The sequence below is a fragment of the Actinomadura sp. NPDC023710 genome, from assembly GCF_040639875.1.
GTDB lineage: Bacteria > Actinomycetota > Actinomycetes > Streptosporangiales > Streptosporangiaceae > Spirillospora > Spirillospora citrea.
In genome coordinates this window covers 318204-335388 of sequence record NZ_JBFAGB010000001.1, presented here as the reverse complement: position 1 = coordinate 335388, position 17185 = coordinate 318204, and the positions used below count along the sequence as shown (strand labels likewise).

General features: G+C 72.3%; 17 protein-coding genes. 6 read left to right on the top strand and 11 right to left on the bottom strand.

The features are described 5' to 3' along the window. Positions 1-31: 31 nt before the first annotated feature. The 8 genes from AB0H37_RS01550 to AB0H37_RS01515 form a co-directional block, all read right to left on the bottom strand. The gene (locus AB0H37_RS01550) at positions 32-376 is read right to left on the bottom strand and encodes a TadE family type IV pilus minor pilin (protein ID WP_360610601.1); all 345 of its coding nucleotides are present in this window, start codon (positions 374-376) and stop codon (positions 32-34) included. 11 nt (positions 377-387) lie between these two features. Then, a complete protein-coding gene (locus tag AB0H37_RS01545) occupies positions 388-582 on the bottom strand; it encodes a DUF4244 domain-containing protein (protein WP_179838184.1) in 195 nt (64 codons plus the stop codon). An 86-nt stretch (positions 583-668) separates the two neighbouring features. Continuing rightward, positions 669-1253, bottom strand: a complete 585-nt coding sequence (locus tag AB0H37_RS01540; protein WP_360610598.1) for a type II secretion system F family protein — start codon at positions 1251-1253, stop codon at positions 669-671. Positions 1254-1721: 468 nt separating this feature from the next. Next, positions 1722-2210 (bottom strand): type II secretion system F family protein, encoded by a 489-nt coding sequence (locus AB0H37_RS01535; RefSeq protein WP_360610596.1) that lies wholly within the window; start codon positions 2208-2210, stop codon positions 1722-1724. A 534-nt stretch (positions 2211-2744) separates the two neighbouring features. Next, positions 2745-3899: a TadA family conjugal transfer-associated ATPase gene (locus AB0H37_RS01530; RefSeq protein WP_360610594.1), complete on the bottom strand. Its 1155-nt coding sequence runs from the start codon at positions 3897-3899 to the stop codon at positions 2745-2747. Continuing rightward, positions 3896-4969 (bottom strand): septum site-determining protein Ssd, encoded by a 1074-nt coding sequence (gene ssd, locus AB0H37_RS01525; protein WP_179838187.1) that lies wholly within the window; start codon positions 4967-4969, stop codon positions 3896-3898. Before ssd ends, AB0H37_RS01530 begins: the two co-directional genes overlap by 4 nt. A 914-nt stretch (positions 4970-5883) precedes the next feature. Beyond that, a complete protein-coding gene (locus AB0H37_RS01520; protein ID WP_360610591.1) occupies positions 5884-6501 on the bottom strand; it encodes a pentapeptide repeat-containing protein in 618 nt (205 codons plus the stop codon). A 31-nt stretch (positions 6502-6532) separates the two neighbouring features. Further along, positions 6533-7324, bottom strand: coding sequence for an oxidoreductase (locus AB0H37_RS01515; RefSeq protein WP_329097613.1), 792 nt, complete (start codon positions 7322-7324; stop codon positions 6533-6535). 250 nt (positions 7325-7574) lie between these two features. Between AB0H37_RS01515 and acs the strand changes: the two genes are divergently transcribed. The 5 genes from acs (at position 7575) to AB0H37_RS01490 (ending at position 12847) form a co-directional block, all read left to right on the top strand. Continuing rightward, on the top strand, positions 7575-9539 hold the full coding sequence (acs, locus tag AB0H37_RS01510) for an acetate--CoA ligase (RefSeq protein WP_329097611.1): 1965 nt from the start codon (positions 7575-7577) through the stop codon (positions 9537-9539). A gap of 235 nt (positions 9540-9774) precedes the next feature. After that, positions 9775-10998, top strand: a complete 1224-nt coding sequence (nhaA, locus tag AB0H37_RS01505; RefSeq protein WP_360610588.1) for a Na+/H+ antiporter NhaA — start codon at positions 9775-9777, stop codon at positions 10996-10998. 13 nt (positions 10999-11011) lie between these two features. Further along, on the top strand, positions 11012-11443 hold the full coding sequence (locus tag AB0H37_RS01500; RefSeq protein ID WP_179838192.1) for a phage holin family protein: 432 nt from the start codon (positions 11012-11014) through the stop codon (positions 11441-11443). Between the two features lie 8 nt (positions 11444-11451). Next, positions 11452-12375 carry an alpha/beta hydrolase gene (locus AB0H37_RS01495; RefSeq protein ID WP_179838193.1) on the top strand — a complete coding sequence of 308 codons (924 nt, stop codon included), beginning with the start codon at positions 11452-11454 and terminating at the stop codon, positions 12373-12375. Positions 12376-12394: 19 nt separating this feature from the next. After that, the gene (locus AB0H37_RS01490) at positions 12395-12847 is read left to right on the top strand and encodes a DUF309 domain-containing protein (RefSeq protein WP_179838194.1); all 453 of its coding nucleotides are present in this window, start codon (positions 12395-12397) and stop codon (positions 12845-12847) included. Positions 12848-12881: 34 nt separating this feature from the next. Here AB0H37_RS01490 and AB0H37_RS01485 read toward each other — a convergent pair whose 3' ends face one another. From AB0H37_RS01485 to nth, 3 genes are all read right to left on the bottom strand, one after another. Then, positions 12882-14078, bottom strand: coding sequence for a MarP family serine protease (locus tag AB0H37_RS01485; protein ID WP_179838195.1), 1197 nt, complete (start codon positions 14076-14078; stop codon positions 12882-12884). Between the two features lie 217 nt (positions 14079-14295). Continuing rightward, entirely contained in the window at positions 14296-14919 is a 624-nt protein-coding gene (locus AB0H37_RS01480; protein WP_329098478.1) for a CoA pyrophosphatase, read from the bottom strand. A 118-nt stretch (positions 14920-15037) separates the two neighbouring features. Beyond that, a complete protein-coding gene (gene nth, locus AB0H37_RS01475) occupies positions 15038-15778 on the bottom strand; it encodes an endonuclease III (RefSeq protein ID WP_360610584.1) in 741 nt (246 codons plus the stop codon). A gap of 119 nt (positions 15779-15897) precedes the next feature. Between nth and AB0H37_RS01470 the strand changes: the two genes are divergently transcribed. Then, entirely contained in the window at positions 15898-17163 is a 1266-nt protein-coding gene (locus AB0H37_RS01470; protein ID WP_360610582.1) for a helix-turn-helix domain-containing protein, read from the top strand. Positions 17164-17185 lie beyond the last annotated feature (22 nt).

The following is a 17185-nucleotide window of genomic DNA, read 5'->3' as shown; positions in this document are numbered from 1 at the left end:
GTCACTGGGTTGGTGCATCACAGGGGGTGGGTCACGGGGTGGTGGGTGGGAGGCCGGGTTCTGTTTCGGCGGCCGCGTGGGCGTGGACGATGACGGCCGGTAGACCGATCGCGGCGGCGGGGGCCACGGGGGCCGAGATGTCGACGCTGACGGTGGCCTCGTCGCGATGGAGCTGGATGGTCGCCTCCTTCGGGACGGCCCTCTCCACCAGCTCGCGAACGGCGGTGAGCGACTCGCCTCTCGCCGCCGCCCGTGCGCCGGTCCGGGCCGCGTCCGTACAGGCGAGCTGTATCGACGCCGCCCTCACCCCCCACAGGGCCATCGCGGTGATCAGCACCAGGGAGGGGAGGGCCACGGCGATCTCCGCCGTGGCCATCCCGCCGTCCCTCAACCGGCCAGATTGAGGGCCTTCTCGATGATCTGTAAAAGCATCGTCTTCACCTGCGGGCTGGTCACGATCTTGAACAGCAGGCCGGCGAAGGCCGCCGCGGCGATGGTGCCGACCGCGTACTCGGCTGTGGACATCCCGCGGTCCTTGCAGGTTCCGGACCATCGCCGCACCACCGTCTTCCATGCCCTCATCGGGGCTCCTTTCGCTCGTGGTCGGTTCCAGGCTGCTGTGCCGGGAAGCCGGGCGACGGGCGAACCGCGTTCTGTGGATAACCCGCTCACCAGGGCAGGAGGATCGTCGAGGCGATCCCGGCGATGGCCGGGACGACGCCAAGGAGCACGAAGGCGGGAAGGAAGCACAGGCCGAGCGGCGCGAGCGCCCGGATGCCCGCCGCTCGCGCCCTGGCAGCGGCGGCCGAACGGGCCACGCGGCGCTGGTCCCGGGCGAGGCGGCTGAGGGACGGGGCCAGCGCCGCGCCCGTCGACGCCGCCCGAACGGCCGCCCGCGCCAAGGGGGCGAGCATCGGCTCCTCCGCCAAGACCGGCCAGGCCTCCGCCGGGTCGGCCCCCAGCCGAATCTGGACGGAAACGCCCCGCAGTTCCTCGCCGAGCGGGCCTCCCACCGCGTCCGCGACCGCGTCGACCGCCTCGTGCCAGGGCGCGCCGCCGCGCAGGCAGGCGGCGAGGAGATCGACCGCCACGGGAAGATCGGCGATGAGTCGCGCCCGCCTGCGGCGGCGTTCCCCGTTGCCGAGGCGGCTGAAGGACAACCAGACGGCCGCGGCGACCAGCACGCCGATCACTCCACCGGCCAGGCCGCCCAGCGTCACCGCGCACAGCGCTCCCGCCACTCCCGCAGCCACCCGCCGGAGGATGATGTCGCGCCGCCCGGACGCCTCCGAAGGCCCGTCCCGCTCCTTCACCTCCGAGGCTGGGACGGACGGCCCCCGTAGGCGAGCGCGGTCTCTCGCCCACGGGGGTCGCCGTCGGGCCGCCGCGTGCCTCGGCGGAGGCCCTCCGAACCGACCGATCAGCCTCCGCGTGGAGGTGTCGATCCCCCTGGGAAGGAGAAACCCCGATGCCGCCGCGCAGAGCATGACCATGAGCGTCGTCAACACTTCACCTGCTCTCTACTCGGTTCGACTGACCACGCTCCGCGCACGCCCCTGTAATCGCGCCGTCGCCACCGCCGAATTGAGCCCTCTGCTCAACCTGATCTCCGGCGACGTCCTGCGCCGATTGAAGGGGGCTTCCATGTGGGGCGACTGGGGGTTGCGGAGCCGAAGTCCTGGGGCGTGCATGGCTGCTCTCCAGGGTGGGTGGGGCGTCGGTCAGCGGGGGGATTCAGCGGATTTGGCCAGGTGGCGGGTCCAGTAGAGACCGGTGATGTTGAGGCCTGTGCCTGTGATCAGGCAGCTGAGGCCAGGGAGGGTGGTGCAGAGGAACGGGACGGGGTGGGCGCCCAGGGCGGCGGCCATGGCCAGGCCCAGAAGGGGGAGGGCTGCCAGGAGGCGGGCCGTGGCGCGAGGGCCGGCCAGTTGGACGGACACGTCCTGGCGTTGGGCCTCCTCGTCGCGGAGGGCGCTTGCCAAGCCGTCCAGGACGGTGGCCAAGGTGCCGCCGCGCTCGGAGCCGACGCGCCAGCAGGCTGCCAGGAGGCGGAGGCCCTCCGCGCCCGGCTGCGCGGCCAGTTCGTGCAGGTGATCGGGGGGCGGGCGGGGCAGGCTGAGCAGTTCTTCGGAGATGTGCGGGTCGAGGACGACGGCGGCCGCGGTGAAGGCTTCGTCGGGGGTCCGGCCGGCGGACAGTTCGGCGGCCATGGCGTCGCAGAGTTCGATGATCGAGCTTCGGCGACGTTGCGGCCGCGTCCGGCGCTCCCTGAAGGCCGCCAGTCTGGTGCGTAGCGGACGCATCGGGTCGCCTGGTGGAGGCGCGCCCAGGCGGTCCAGGCGGTCCAGGCGGTCCAGGCGATCCAGGCGATCCAGGCGATGGGTCGCCGGAGTGGGCGCCATGGAGGTCCACACAGCGGCGGCCGCGCAGAGCACGGCTAGGACGATCAACACCGGGCACCTCGCAAGCGATCAAGGCGATGGTGCGCTGGGGCGGGCGTCAGGCAGGGCCGCACGGCCACCGCTGCGCAGAGCACGGCCAGGGCGATCGACACCAGGCTCCTCACAGAAGGGCAGGCGGTAGGGCGCAGGCTGGGCGCTAGGCAGGCCCAGACAGAGGCGGCCGCGCGGAGGATGGCCAGGACGATCAACACCGGGCACCCCGCCGACGGTCGGGGCGGTGGGGTGCTGGGGCGGGCGTCAGGTAGGGCCGCACGGCGGCGGCTGCGCAGGGGGTGGTCGTGGTCATCGCCAGGTCGCTCTTAGGCGGCTGGTGAGTGCGTTTGAGCCTGCGGCGGGGATGGTCTCGCCGGAGGCGGTGAAGGAGACCGCGGGGACGACGCCGACCAGGCCGGTCGGGTCTCGCTGGAGGAGGCAGATCTCGGCCACTCGCCGGCGGCCTCCGCCTGGGTCTCGGACCAGGTGGACGATGATGTCCAGGGCGGCGGCCAGCTGGCTGTGGACCGCCTCTCGGGTGAGGCCCGCCGCGCAGGCCAGGGCTTCGAGGCGGGCGGGGACGTCGGCGGCCGTGTTCGCGTGGAGGGTGCCGCAGCCCCCCTCGTGGCCCGTATTCAGAGCTTGCAGGAGAACCACTACCTCGGGGCCTCTCACCTCGCCCACCACCAGGCGGTCAGGGCGCATGCGGAGGGCTTGGCGGACCAGGTCGTTCAGGGTCACGCCTCCAGCGCCCTCGGTATTGGGCGGACGGGCCTCCAGCCTGACGACGTGGGGGTGGGTGGGCTTCAGTTCGGCCGAGTCCTCCACAAGGAGGAGTCGCTCGGACGGGTTCGCCAGGGACAGCAGGCCGCTCAGAAGCGTCGTCTTACCGGTCCCGGTTCCGCCGGTGATCAGGAAGGCCGCTCGGGACTCGATCAAAGCGGCCAGCAGGTCGGCGCCCTCGGGTGGGACGGTGCGGGCCGTGACCAGTTCGTCCAGCGTGAAGGCGCGGCGGCGGGGGAGGCGCAGGGACAGGCAGGTGCCGGTCGCGGCCACCGGGGGGAGGACGGCGTGCAGGCGGACGCCGCCGGGGAGCCGGGCGTCGGCACAGGGGGAGGCGTCGTCGAGGCGGCGGCCGGCGGCGGCGGTGAGGCGCTGGGCCAGGCGGCGGAGGGTCGCCTCGTCCGGGAAGCGGACCGCGGTGCGGACCAGGCCGGAGCCGGTGTCGATCCAGACCTCGTCGGGGCCGTTCACCAGGACGTCGGTGACGTCCGGCGAGCGCAGGAGAGGTTCCAGGGGGCCGGCGCCGACGAACTCGGCGCGTAACTCGTCGGCCAGGGCCAGTACTTCGCGGTCGCCCAGCAGGCGTTCCTCGGCGCGGAGCGCGGCGGCGACGCGGCCGGTGGTGGCTTCGCCGCCCGTGTTGGCGAGCCGGTCGCGGACGGCGCTGGAGAGGCCGGTCATGCCGCCTCCCGGTACGCGTCGGGCTGGAGGGCGAGGTCGGCCAGGACGGTGGCGCAGAAGTCGGCGAGGGGGCCGCGGCGGCAGGCGCGTTCGAGGTCGCCGGAGTCGATGGCGGCGGGGAGCCGGCGGTCGCGGTCGAAGGAGCCGGCGAACGGAAGGCCGAGGACGCCCGCGACCGCGTCGGGGGTGATGCCGCCCGGAGCGGGGCCTTGGACGACGAGGCGCAGGTCGGCGGTGTCGCGGCGGAGGGCGGTGGCGAGGCCGTCGGCCGCCACGGTGGCGCGGACCTCGGCCGGGACGAGCAGGAACGTGACGGCGGCGGCGCGCAGGGCCGCGCGGCCGATGTCGCCGGGGTGGCGGGGGACGTCCGCGACGACCAGGTCGAACCCGCGGGCGGCGGCGTCGAACAGGGAACCGACGGCCTCCTCGGCGACCGGGACGGGCTCGCCGCGCCGCCACGACAGGACGGACAGGTCGCCCGAGCCCGGCAGGGTCTCGCGGAGGGTCGCGGTGCTGAGGCGGCCGCGGCGTTCGGCGAGGTCGTGCCAGCGGACGCCCTCGTGCGACTCCAGCCCGAGGAGGAGGTCGACGCCGCCGCCGAACGGGTCGGCGTCGACGAGGAGGGTGCGCAGGCCCTGGCCCGCCGCGCTGAGGCCGAGCGCGGTCGCGAGGACGCTGGCGCCGGCACCGCCGCGGGCGCCGACGACGCAGACGGCGGTGGCCCAGCCGCCCTCGGGTTCGCAGGCGGCGGCGAAGGCGTCGATCAGCCAGTCCTCGTGGTCGGGGAGGGCGACGACGTCCTGGGCGCCGGCCTCCACGGCCAGGCGGTAGGCGTCGGGGGTGGCGCCGCCCGTGACGAGGACGACGCCCGGACGGCGCTGGAGGCCGGCGGCCGCGACGTCCTCGGCGATGTCGGCGCCCACGAGGATGAGGGAGGGCCAGGTCCAGGCGGGTCTCGCCTCATCGGCGCCGTAGGCGACCTCGGCGTGGGCGTCCGCGGCGGCGGCGAGGCGGAGGAGGCCGTCGGCGAGCGCGGGGTCGCCGGTGACGATCAGTGCCGCGAGATTCATCGGATGCTCCTTCGACGTTCGGAGACATCCACCCTGCGGCGCGCGGGGAGGCCGGCGAGAAGGTTCCGCCGACTGTGGATAACTTCGCCCGAGGCGGCGGGCGGGCGGTGGCGCGGGATCGTTACCCGGGGGCCACCGCCCGGCCGCCTCACGACAGGGCGACCCCCGCCGGGGGGGAGAGCGGGGGTCGCCGGCGGTCCGGCTCCGGGGGGGTAGAGCCGGCCCGCTTTCCCAGAAAGGTTCGGGGAGTTCGGGCTAAGCCTTGTGTAAGTCCGCTCTATGGAAGAAGCAAACTCACCGACTCAAGTCTAGGCGGATACAACATATGCTGCCCGATCGTCGAGAGTTCCGTCGAGCGGCAAACTCGCCCGGCACGTGGCGATTTTTCGCACCTGACGGCGACGATCCGCCGGAACGGCCGGCGCAGGGCACCGCCCGGCCTCGGCTGGGCCCCGTTCCGGCGCACACACGAAGTGCAACGGGACGGGAGTGGGAGCGTACAGGAGAACTAAAGATCTTTCCTGCGCCTTCGCGCGATCGACGGCAAAGGGAAATGGTTACCCTGAGTGATCAATTTCGGGATCCGAACGGCGTTTACGGAAGCCCGGAATATGCCTCCTTGGTCTCAGGGGTCCCCGAGGCCCCCTCCGGCACCGCCCCCGCCGGCCAGGCGCCGTTTTCGGAATGGGGCTTGTCATCTGGGCAAATAAGGCGTACACAGGTCATACGGACCGAGTGTCCGGGCACGGCAGCCGGGTACCCACGCGCGACCAGCCGCGGGAGGCGCGTCGAGACGGGCTTGACCCGATCCGACGGATATGAGGTGCACGCTTGGTAACCCGGTGTGACGTGTCCAGCGGCGGCGTCCCGGCAGGGACGCCGTTTCGCTTGCGCCGAACCCCCGCCGAGCCGCCCTACTCGCGGACGTCCAAGCCCAGCGCCGTTGCGAGGACCACCGCCTGGTAAGGGTCGATCACCGCGCGCCTCAGCTCGACGGTGAACGGGTCCAGCGACGACAGGTCGCTGCCGCGCAGGTCGCAGCCGGAGAAGTCGGCCTTGTGCAGGGACGCCCCCGAAAGGTCGACCCCGCGCAGCTCCGCCCCGGCGCACCGGGCGCCGGTGAGGTCCGCTTCGCGCATGCGCACGTCCGTGAACGCGGCCCGTTGGAGATCCGCGCCGGGCAGGCCGGCGAACGACCAGTCGCCGCCCTTGACCTTCATCAGGTCGTAGGTGCAGCCGTCGAACATGCTGCCCACGAACTTGCAGCCCGTGAAGGCGGCGTCGAAGAAGCCGCACCGGACGAACGTGCAGTTCAGGAACGCCCCGTCGGTGTGGCTGGACGCGTTGAACCGCACACCCCGGAACGTGCAGTCGGTGAAGGCGGCACCGGTGCCGCCGGCCTCGGTCATGTCCACGTCCACGAACAGGACGCCTTCGTGCCGCTCACCCGTCAGGTCACGCGAATCCCAGTCCGCCGACGAGATCGTGGTCTCCGTCGGCGCCGCGGGGCGCCCGTGCATGCGATCGGCCATAGGACCAGCATGGTCCCACCAGGTGACGGTCTCAGCCGCGCATGAACGCTTCGCAGATGGCCTGCGAGTCCCGCGCGGCGGCCGCGATGGCCGAGGAGCAGTGGACGATCCATCGCGCGACGCCCTCCGACGTACCGGACGTGTAGGCGCGAAGGGCCTCGGCGTACTCGTCGGAGAGTTCGAGGTGCCCGACCTCAGGCGCGACCAGGGATTTGGGGTCGAGCCCGCGTGCGACAAGGGTGAGCCGCTGGGCGGCACGGGCGACGATGCCGTCTCCCCAGCCGAACGGACGCAGAGTCAGGAGTTCGCCGTGCACGATCGACGAGACCACGAGAGCCGGTGCTCTGGTGGGTTCGGTCAGCAGCCCGCTCAGCGCGTCCAGGCGGGCCGCCACCTCGGACGGCGAAGGCGGCTCCCCCAGTCCGAGAACGTCTTTCACGACGCCATCGCCGGAGCGGGGACGTCCCAGATCGGCGCTGTCGACCGCGTCCGCCGCAGCGAGGACGTGCAGGCGCGCCAGTGCCTGCCGCGGCGCCTTGCGCCATACCTCGGTCAGCGTCCCGAGCTCGGCCGACACGCGCAGCGCCCCCTGCACGACAGGGTCGGACGGGTGGTCGGTGGTCCGCAGCTCGTCCAGCGTGACCGAGGCGCCGTCGAGGACGGCGGAGGCCCGGGCGCCGCGCAGCGCCGACTCCGTGGACACCTCGGCGCTGCGCCGCCGCAGGACGCGGTGGCCCAGCAACCGGTCCACGGCCCTGCGCGCCTCGTCGACGGCGTCGACGACGCCGGGAAGGTTCGCAACATCAGCTAGAGCATCGGTCACGGCCTGACTTTATGCCGTCGTCCAGAGCACTCACGCAGCGGCCCACCGGGGCGGGGAACGGAAACGGTTCCCCGGCGCCGGAGGTGGGAAGGCCCGCTGTGTCGGGCATCGCAAAGCAGGATCGGGAGCCGAGAGCGCCGATCGCGCCCGTCCCCCCGACACCCGGGATCGCGGCCTTGTGGGGACCGGGACCTACCTGGTGAAGTGGGGATACCGGGCGACCCCCGCTTGAGCTAGCAAGGAGTTCGCGTTGAGCCAGAGCCAAGAAACACTGTCGAACCTTCTGAAGGAGACGCGCCGTTTCCCCCCGCCCGCGGACCTCGCCGCCTCGGCGAACGTCAAGGCCGACGCCTACGAGCGCGCCGCCGAGGACCGCTTGGGCTTCTGGGCGGAGCAGGCGGACCGGCTCGCCTGGACGAAGCGCTGGGACGACGTCCTGGACTGGAGCAACCCGCCGTTCGCGAAGTGGTTCGTGGGCGGCGAGCTGAACGTCGCCTACAACTGCGTCGACCGGCATGTGGAGGCCGGACGCGGCGAGAAGGTGGCGTTCCACTGGGAGGGGGAACCTGGTGACTCCCGCACCCTCACCTATGCCGACCTCCAGGGCGAGGTGAACAGGGCCGCCAACGCCCTGCTCGAACTGGGCGTCCGCAAGGGCGACCGGGTCGCGATCTACCTGCCGATGATCCCGGAGCTGCCGATCTCGATGCTGGCGTGCGCCCGCATCGGCGCGACCCACTCGGTGGTTTTCGGCGGCTTCTCCGCGGAGGCCCTCCGGACGCGCATCGACGACGCGCAGGCCAAGCTGGTCATCACCGCGGACGGCGGCTTCCGCCGCGGCAAGCCGTCCGACCTCAAGGGCATCGTGGACGAGGCCGTCGCGCAGGCGCCGACGATCGAGCACGTGCTCGTCGTGCGCCGCACCGGCGAGCAGGTGGCCGAGAACGAGCGCGACCTGTGGTGGCACGACGTCGTCGAGCGGCAGAGCGACGAGCACACCGCCGAGCCCATGGACTCCGAGCACCCGCTGTACATCCTGTACACGTCGGGGACGACGGGCAAGCCGAAGGGCATCCTGCACACCAGCGGCGGCTACCTGACCCAGTGCGCCTACACGCACTGGGCGGTGTTCGACCTGAAGCCGGAGACGGACGTCTACTGGTGCTCGGCCGACATCGGGTGGGTGACGGGCCACTCCTACATCGTGTACGGGCCGCTCGCCAACGGTTCGACCAGCGTCATCTACGAGGGAACGCCCGACACCCCCGACAAGGGCCGCTGGTGGGACGTCATCCAGAAGTACAAGGTGTCCATCTTCTACACCGCGCCCACGGCGATCCGCACGTTCATGAAGTGGGGCGACGACATCCCGGCCCGGTACGACCTGTCGTCCCTGCGCGTGCTGGGGTCGGTCGGCGAGCCGATCAACCCCGAGGCCTACGTCTGGTACCGCAGGAACATCGGCGCCGACCGGACCCCAGTGGTCGACACGTGGTGGCAGACCGAGACCGGCGCCATCATGATCAGCCCGCTGCCGGGGATCACCGAGGGCAAGCCGGGCGCGGCGATGCGCCCGCTCCCCGGCATCGCCGCGGACGTCGTGGACGACCAGGGCCGCTCGGTGCCGGACGGCGGCGGCGGGTTCATGGTGATCCGGGAGCCGTGGCCGAGCATGCTCCGCACGATCTGGGGCGACGACGAGCGGTACGTCAAGACGTACTGGTCGCGTTTCGAGGGCCTGTACTTCGCCGGTGACGGCGCCAAGAAGGACGCGGACGGCGACATGTGGCTGCTCGGCCGCGTGGACGACGTCATGCTCGTGTCCGGGCACAACATCTCCACGACGGAGGTGGAGTCTGCGCTGGTGTCGCACCCGAAGGTCGCCGAGTCGGCGGTGGTGGGCGCGACGGACCCGGTCACCGGGCAGGCCATCGTCGCGTTCGTGATCCCGCGCGGCGACGCCGGCGACGTCGAGGGCGAGGACTTCCTGCGGGAGCTGCGCGAGCACGTCGCCAAGACCCTCGGCCCGATCGCCAAGCCCCGCCAGATCATGATCGTTCCGGAGCTGCCGAAGACCCGCTCCGGCAAGATCATGCGGCGGCTGCTGCGGGACGTCGCGGAGAACCGCAGCATCGGCGACGTCACGACGCTCGCGGACAGCACGGTGATGGACCTCATCTCCGAGAAGCTGCCCAGCGCCAAGTCGGACGACTGACCCTCGCGGCACACGCCGGCTCCGCAAACGGCCCTCGCCCGGCACACCGGGGCGCGGGCCGTTTCGGCGTCCGAGCCGGGGGCATTGGGCTCTCCTATGAGCGGGCCAGGTAAAATGTCCCCAGGTGCGCCGGGAAGTCTGGTCGGCAGGCACGTCCCGTAGTGATCGTGCGGGCCGTGGCCTTGTCCAGCCGTCCGCCGCTTTCCCAGGGGTTCTCTCTATGGCGCGCCCGCCCGTGAAACGCCGCGTTGCAGCAACGTGGCCGTTCCGTCCGACCGTCCGCTACAGCATCCAGGTCGCGAGCGCGCTCCGCACCGAGACGATCGGCGGCGTGGTGATGCTGCTCGCGGCGGTCGCGGCGCTGGTGTGGGCCAACACGCCGTGGGACGGCGCCTACAAGAGCCTTCAGACGTTCGAGATCGGTCCGCACTGGCTGCATCTGGGTCATATGGACGTGCAGCACTGGGCGTCCAGCGGGCTGCTGGCGGTCTTCTTCTTCATCGCCGGGCTGGAGCTGCGCGAGGAACTGACGCACGGCGAGCTGCGAAACCCGCGGGACGCGGCGCTGCCGGTCATCGCGGCGGCGGCCGGGGTGGCGGTACCGGCGCTGATCTTCCTGGCGGTGAGCGCGGGCGCGCCGGGCGCGTCCAGCGGGTGGGCGGTGCCGACGGCGACGGACATCGCGTTCGCACTGGCGGTGCTCGCCGTGACGTTCACCTCATGCCCGGCGTCCCTGCGGGCGTTCCTGCTGACGCTGGCAGTGGTGGACGACCTGATAGCCATCACCATCATCGCGCTCTTCTACACCGACACCCTGCACTGGACGCCGCTGTTCCTCAGCGCGGCGCTGATCGGGGTGTACGGCTGGCTTCAGCACCGGGACGTCCGATCGCCGTGGGTGTACGTGCCTGTCGCCGTCCTCGCCTGGTACTTCCTCCAGCGGAGCGGGATCCACGCGACCGTCGCGGGCGTCGCGCTGGGGATGCTCACCAGCCCGAAGGAGACACCGGACGGGCGGCCGACGAACGCCGAGCGCGCCGACCACGCGCTGCGGCCGTTCTCGGCGGGCGTGGCCGTGCCGGTGTTCGCCTTCGTGTCGGCCGGCGTGGGCCTCGGCGCGGCGCAGCTGGGCGCGGTGTTCACCGACCGGGTGGCCCTCGGGGTGATCGCCGGACTCCTGGTCGGTAAGTTCGTGGGGGTCCTCGGCGGGGCGTGGACGGCCGTGCGGCTCGGCCTTGCGACCCTCGGGGAGGACCTGCACTGGCACGAGATCGCGGGAGTCGCGCTTCTGGCCGGGGTGGGTTTCACCGTTTCGCTGCTGATCGGCGGTTTGGCCTATACCGACCCGTCACAATTCGAGAGAGTGACGACTGCGGTCCTGATCGCGAGCATTCTCGCCTCGGCGGCCGCGGCCGTCGTCTTCCGGAGAAGGGTGCGTCTGCGCGCGCGCCCGGACTAAGGAGAAAAGCCATATGTCCGAGGCACTACCGGGCGAGCGCGTCGAGGACAAGTCCCTCGGCGAGCTGGTCGCCCTGGCGTCGAGCAGCGTCTCCGACCTGATCAGGGCCGAGATGGACCTGGCCAAGCTGGAACTGAAGGCCGACGCCAAGAAGGCCGCGCTGGGCAGCGTGATGTTCACGATCGCCGCGCTGATCGGCGGACTGATCGTCATCCTGCTGTCGATCGCGTTCGCCTACGGGCTCGTGGCCGCGGGCATCTGGCACTGGGCGGCGTTCCTCATCGTGGCCGGGGTGTACCTGCTCCTCGCCCTGGTCCTGCTCGCCATCGGGTACTTCCGCATCCGCAAGATCGAAGGGGCCAAGCGGACCCGCAAGACGCTCAAGGACGACCTCGCCGCCCTGCGCCACCGCGGCGACTCCGGCAATCCCGAGCTGACGGGCTGACCGGCGCCGTGCCCGGGCACGAGGCGTCGCTGATCGAGGTCGACGGGCCGTGGACGCACCGGCAGATCAGCGCCGGCGGGACGCGCTTCCACGTCGCCGAGGCCGGCCAGGGGCCGCTCGTCCTGCTGTTGCACGGTTTCCCCGAGTTCTGGTGGTCGTGGCACCACCAGCTCGTCTCGCTGCCCGCCGCGGGCTACCGGGCGGCGGCCGTCGACCTGCGCGGCTACGGCGGCAGTGACAAGCCGCCGCGCGGATACGACCTGGTCACGCTGGCCGGTGACGCCGCCGGGCTCGTCCGCGCGCTGGGCGAGGCGAACGCGACCGTCGTCGGGCACGACTGGGGCGGACTGCTCGCCTGGACGATGGCCGTCTACCACCCGAAGATCGTCCAGCGGCTGGCGGTGGTGGGCGCCCCGCATCCGCTGCGGCTGCGGCAGGCCGTCGCCGGCGACCCGCGCGGGCAGGGCTGGGCGGCGCGCCACACGTTCGGCTTCCAGGTGCCGCTGTGGCCCGAAAAGCGCCTGGTCCGCGACGACGCGGCCCTGGTCGGGAAGCTCCTGCACGACTGGTCGGGACCGGACTGGCCGGACGAGCGCACCGAGCGGCTCGTACGGAAAGCCGTGCAGATCCCTGGGGTCGCCCACAGCGCGCTGGAGTACCACCGCTGGCTCATCCGCTCCCAGGCCCGCCCGGACGGCATCCGCTACGCGCACCGCATGCGCACGCCCATCCACGCCGCGACGCTCCAAGTGCACGGCGCGCTCGACACGTGCACCCTCCCGGCCAGCGCGCAGGGCTCCGGACGCTACGTGAAGGCCCCGTACCGTTGGACGCTCATAGAGGGCGCAGGGCATTTCCCCCACCAGGAGCGTCCGCAGGAGTTCGACGCCCAACTCCTCGACTGGCTGACCGACCCGGGGCCGGAACGCTGAACCCGCGTACCGTGGAGGCATGCGGGATCGGGACGAGTCGGGACGCCCACGCAACGCACGCCCACGGGACGCTTACGGACGTCCACTGCCGCACGGCGCGACCGGCATACCCACGATGCCGGACGACCTCGACATGCCACCGGCCGAAGCCCTGGTCGAGGCGCAGCGCCTTCTCGACGCCGACCGCCCGTTTCACGCTCATGAGGTGCTGGAGGCGGTCTGGAAGGCTGCCCCCGAGTCCGAACGGGAGCTCTGGCGGGGCCTCGCTCAGGTCGCCGTAGGGATAACCCATCTCCGCCGTGGAAACGCACGCGGCGCCGAGTCCCTCCTCAGCCGCGCCGCCGACCGGATCGTCCCGTACCAGGAGGCTCCTCCGTACGGCATCGACGTCCGAGGGATCGTGCGGCAGGCACGGGATCTGACCCGAGAGCCTCATGACGGCCCCATCACACTCCGCCTCAGCACGGATTAGCCGGAGCAGCCCTCGCTAGTCCGAGCAGCCCTCGCTAGTCCGAGCAGCTCTGTGTCGAGACCGGCTTCGTGGCGTTGGCGCCCGCGCGCGCGTCGGGCGTGACCTCTTCGGCGGTGAGCGCGTAGCCGGTGGAGGGCGTGTCCAGGGCGGCGGCGAAGATGACGCCGTAGACGCGGCCGTCGGTGGACAGCAGCGGCCCGCCGGAGTTGCCGGGCTCGACCTTGCCGCGGATGGCGTAGATCTCGCGGCTGACCTGGCCGGAGTGGTAGATGTCGGGCCCGCGCGCCGTCTGCCGGGCGCGGATCCGGGCCGCCCCGGGCGTGAACGGCTGGTTCTTCGGGAACCCGGCGATGATCGCGTTGTCGCGGACGCGGGCCTCCTTGGCGAACTCCAGCGCCGGCGCCTTCAGCCCCGGCACGTACAGGACGGCGATGTCGCGCTTCGGGTCGTACAGCACGACCCGCCCGCGGTTGGTGTCGCCGTTGATCGTCGCCACCACCGAGGAGCCGCGCGCGCCCGCGACGACGTGCGCGTTGGTCATGATGTGCTGCGGCGCGAACACGAACCCGGTGCCCTCGATGCGGCGCTGGCACTGCGGCGCCGTGCTGACCACCTTCACGATGCTGTTCTTGGCCGCCTTCAGGCCCCTGGTGTTCAGGACGGACTCGTCGGGCGGCGGCACCTGCACCACCGACTCGCCGCCGAGGCCGTTGAAGACCTGCGGGAACTCGCTGCTCTTGACGAACCCCTGGAACGAGGCGAACCACGTCTGCGCCTGCGGCGGCATCACGTCGTTGATGCCGTTGATGATCGAGGAGCCCTTGACCTGCGTACGGACGGGCTTGAACTCGGAGTTGGCGACCAGGCTGCCGAAGAACCAGGCGACGACCAGCAGCGACAGCGCGCTGACGAACGTGCCGCCGACCGCGTCGGCGGTGCGGGCGTTCATCCCGGTCACCCGGTTGCGCAGGACGGCGCCGACGGACGAGGCGACGAGCTGCCCGAGGGTGGCGGACAGGAACGCGACCACGATGGCGAGCAGCGCCTGCTGCGCGGCGCCGTCCACCGCGGCCTCGGCGATCGGCGGCGCGATCAGGACCCCGATGACGCCGCCGCCGACGAAGCCGACGAAGCTCAGCAGGCTCACGATGAAGCCCTGCCGGTAGCCCGAGACTCCGAACAGCACGACGAGCACGAGCAGGATCAGGTCGAGAATGTGGTCGTGCAGCACCGCTTCACCGTATAGGTCCGCGCCGCCGCTTCACGTCCCCTCGATGGACCAGTTTGAGGCGCGCCGGATAGCCGCCGGGGGTGACTCGTGACCGTGACGACGGCCGTACCCACCGCGAACTCCCGCCTGACCTGCGCACGAACGGCCGCCGAGTCTGCGGGGCGATTTCGTGGGAAACGACGAGACGCCTCAGCCGCGTGCGGCGAGGTTCATCCGATCAGTCGCGTGCGGCGACGTTCACCCCTCGGTCGCGCGCGGCGAGGCTCACGACGTCCTCGGGCAGGTCCTCGACGCGGGAGGTGTCCCACGGCCGGTCCCAGCCGCCCGCGCCCAGCACCTGGGTCAGCAGCGCCGCCGTGAACCCCCACACGAGCATGTCCCGGACGTGGAACGCGGGGCCGACCCTGATCCCGGACGGGTGCCTCACCATCATCCGGTTCGCCGGGTCGACCAGCTCGCTGATCGGGACCCGCGCGACCGTCGCGACCTCCCCGGGATGGCCGGGCGCGACCTCCGACGGCTCGCGCCACCAGCCGGCGACGGGCGTGACCCGGTGCTCGCTGTGCGACAGGTACAGCTCCGGCAGCGTGCACAGCACGTCCACGCCGGAGGGCTCGACGCCGGTCTCCTCCCACGCCTCGCGCAGCGCCGCCGCGACCGGGCCGTCGTCGCCCGGGTCGATGCGGCCGCCGGGGAAGGCGGGCTGCCCGGCGTGCTTGTTGAGGGTGGCGGCGCGCTCGGTGAGCAGGACGTCCGGGCCGACCGGCCCCTCGCCGAACAGGATCAGGACGGCGGCGGCGCGGGCGGCGGGAGCGGGCCGGAACACGGGCGGCACGGGCAGCCTCGGCGCCTCGGAGCGGAAGCGGTCGAGCCAGGCGGGGCAGTCGGGGGCGGCGTCGGTCACGTCGGTCCCAACTCCGGAACGGCCCCGTTCCTTCCCGGGCGGCCGGGGGCACCGCTCACGAGAACGGTCCGGGCTTGACGAGCTTGCGCGCCGTCTCCTCGTCGACCGGCCCCTCGCCGAAGGACGGGCACAGCCGCGCCAGCGGGCACGCCCCGCAGGCGGGACGGCGCGCGTGGCAGATCCGGCGGCCGTGCCAGATCAGCCTGTGGGACAGCATCGTCCAGTCCTTGCGCGGGATGAGGGCGCCGATCTCCTCTTCCACCTTCACGGGGTCGTCTTCGGCCGTCCAGCCGAAGCGCCGGGCCAGGCGGCCGAAGTGGGTGTCGACGGTGATGCCGGGGACGTCGAACGCGTTGCCCAGGACGACGTTGGCCGTCTTGCGCCCGACGCCGGGCAGCTTGACGAGGTCTTCGAGGCGGCCGGGGACCTCGCCGTCGAACTGGTCGCGCAGCGCGGCCGACAGGCCCATGACCGACTTGGTCTTGGCGCGGAAGAACCCGGTGGGCTTCAGGATCGCCTCGACGTCCTCGGGGTCGGCGGCGGCCAGGTCCTCAGGGGTGGGGTACTTGGCGAACAGCGCGGGCGTGGTCAGGTTGACCCGCATGTCGGTGGTCTGCGCCGACAGCACGGTCGCGACCAGGAGCTGGAACGGGGTGCCGAAGTTCAGCTCGCAGTGCGCGTCGGGGTAGGTCTCGGCCAGGATCCGGTTGATCCGGCGCGCCCGCCGCACCAGCCCCAGCCGCGTCTCGTCCTTCCACTTGCGAGCCCGCACCTTCGGGGTCGACTCCGTCGCCATACCGGCCAGCCTAGAGCCTCGCGGCCCCGTTCCGGCCGAACGAGAAAGTCGCGCCGACCCGCGTAATCGGTGCGGGGGCGGGCCGTCTCTCCGGGCACGACGTCCCCGAAGGAGATCTCATGTCCGACCTCAGCCAGGTGGTCCGCCTTCCGGTGCGGCGGATCGAGCTCGACCTGTCGTTCGAGGGCGCCGCCCGGATCGCGGGTGATCTTCGCGAGCACGTTCCCGGCATCGCCGCGGAGGCGGTGCGCCTGATCGAGAGGCGGCTGCCGGAGTTCGTCCGGCCGCACGATCCCCGCTACGCCAAGGCGATGCAGCTGGGGGTGGAGTGCGCCATCGGGCACTTCCTGAAGCTGATGGCCGACCCAGCCGCCCCGTCGGCGGACGTCGTGGAGTTCTGGCGGCAGATCGGGGTCGGCGAGGCCAGCGAGGGGCGGACGCTGGACTCCTGGCAGGCGGCGACGCGGATCGGGACGGGCCTGGCCGTCGAGCGGCTCACCGACCGCGCCGAGCGGATGGGCTGCCGGACGAGCCCGGCGATCATCGCGGCCATCGCCAACGCCGCGCTCGACTACCTGAACCAGCTGGCGGCGATCGTCGCCGAGGGTCACGCGGACGCCGCCGCGCGGGCCGCGGGCGCCCTCCAGGACCACCGGCGGCACCTGCTCGACCTGCTGCTGAACGGCGCTTCCCCGGCGGACCTGAAGGGGGCCGCCCGCGAGGCGGACTGGCCGCTGCCCCGCGCGTTAGCGGCCGTCGCCCTCCGCGAGCACGGCTCCGACGCGCGGCACCCGGCGCTGCCGCCGGACGTCCTGATGGGCCTGCACCTGGGGGAGCCCTGCCTGATCGTCCCGGATCCGGAGGGCCCCGGCCGCGCCCGGATGCTGGAGCGGCAGCTGCACGGCTGGACGGCCGCGATCGGCCCGGCGGGCGGGATCGGCGAGGTCGGGGCGTCCCTGCGGCTGGCGCGCGAGACCCTGGCCCTGGCCTGCCAGGGCCTGATCGGCGGCGCGACGCCCATCCCGGCCGAGCGGCACATGCCGATCCTGGTGATGATGCGGGAGCGGGCGCTGGTGGAGAAGGTGATCGCCCGCAGGCTCGCGCCGCTGCTCGGCGCGCGTCCGGCGCAGCGCTACCGGCTCGCCGAGACGCTGCTGGCCTGCCTGGAGCACGGGTTCAACGCCACGGAGGTGTCCGGTCACCTGCACCTGCACCCGCAGACCGTCCGGTACCGGCTGCGGCAGCTCGACGATCTGTTCGGGGACGCCGTGCACGCGACGTCGGACCGGCTGGAGCTGCACATGGCCCTGCGCGCGTGGCTCGCCCTCAACGCCGAGCCCGCCGCCGAATCCGCCGGTACGCGCGACCGCCTGAGCTACGGCTGACCGCCGACGGGGTCAGCCTGTG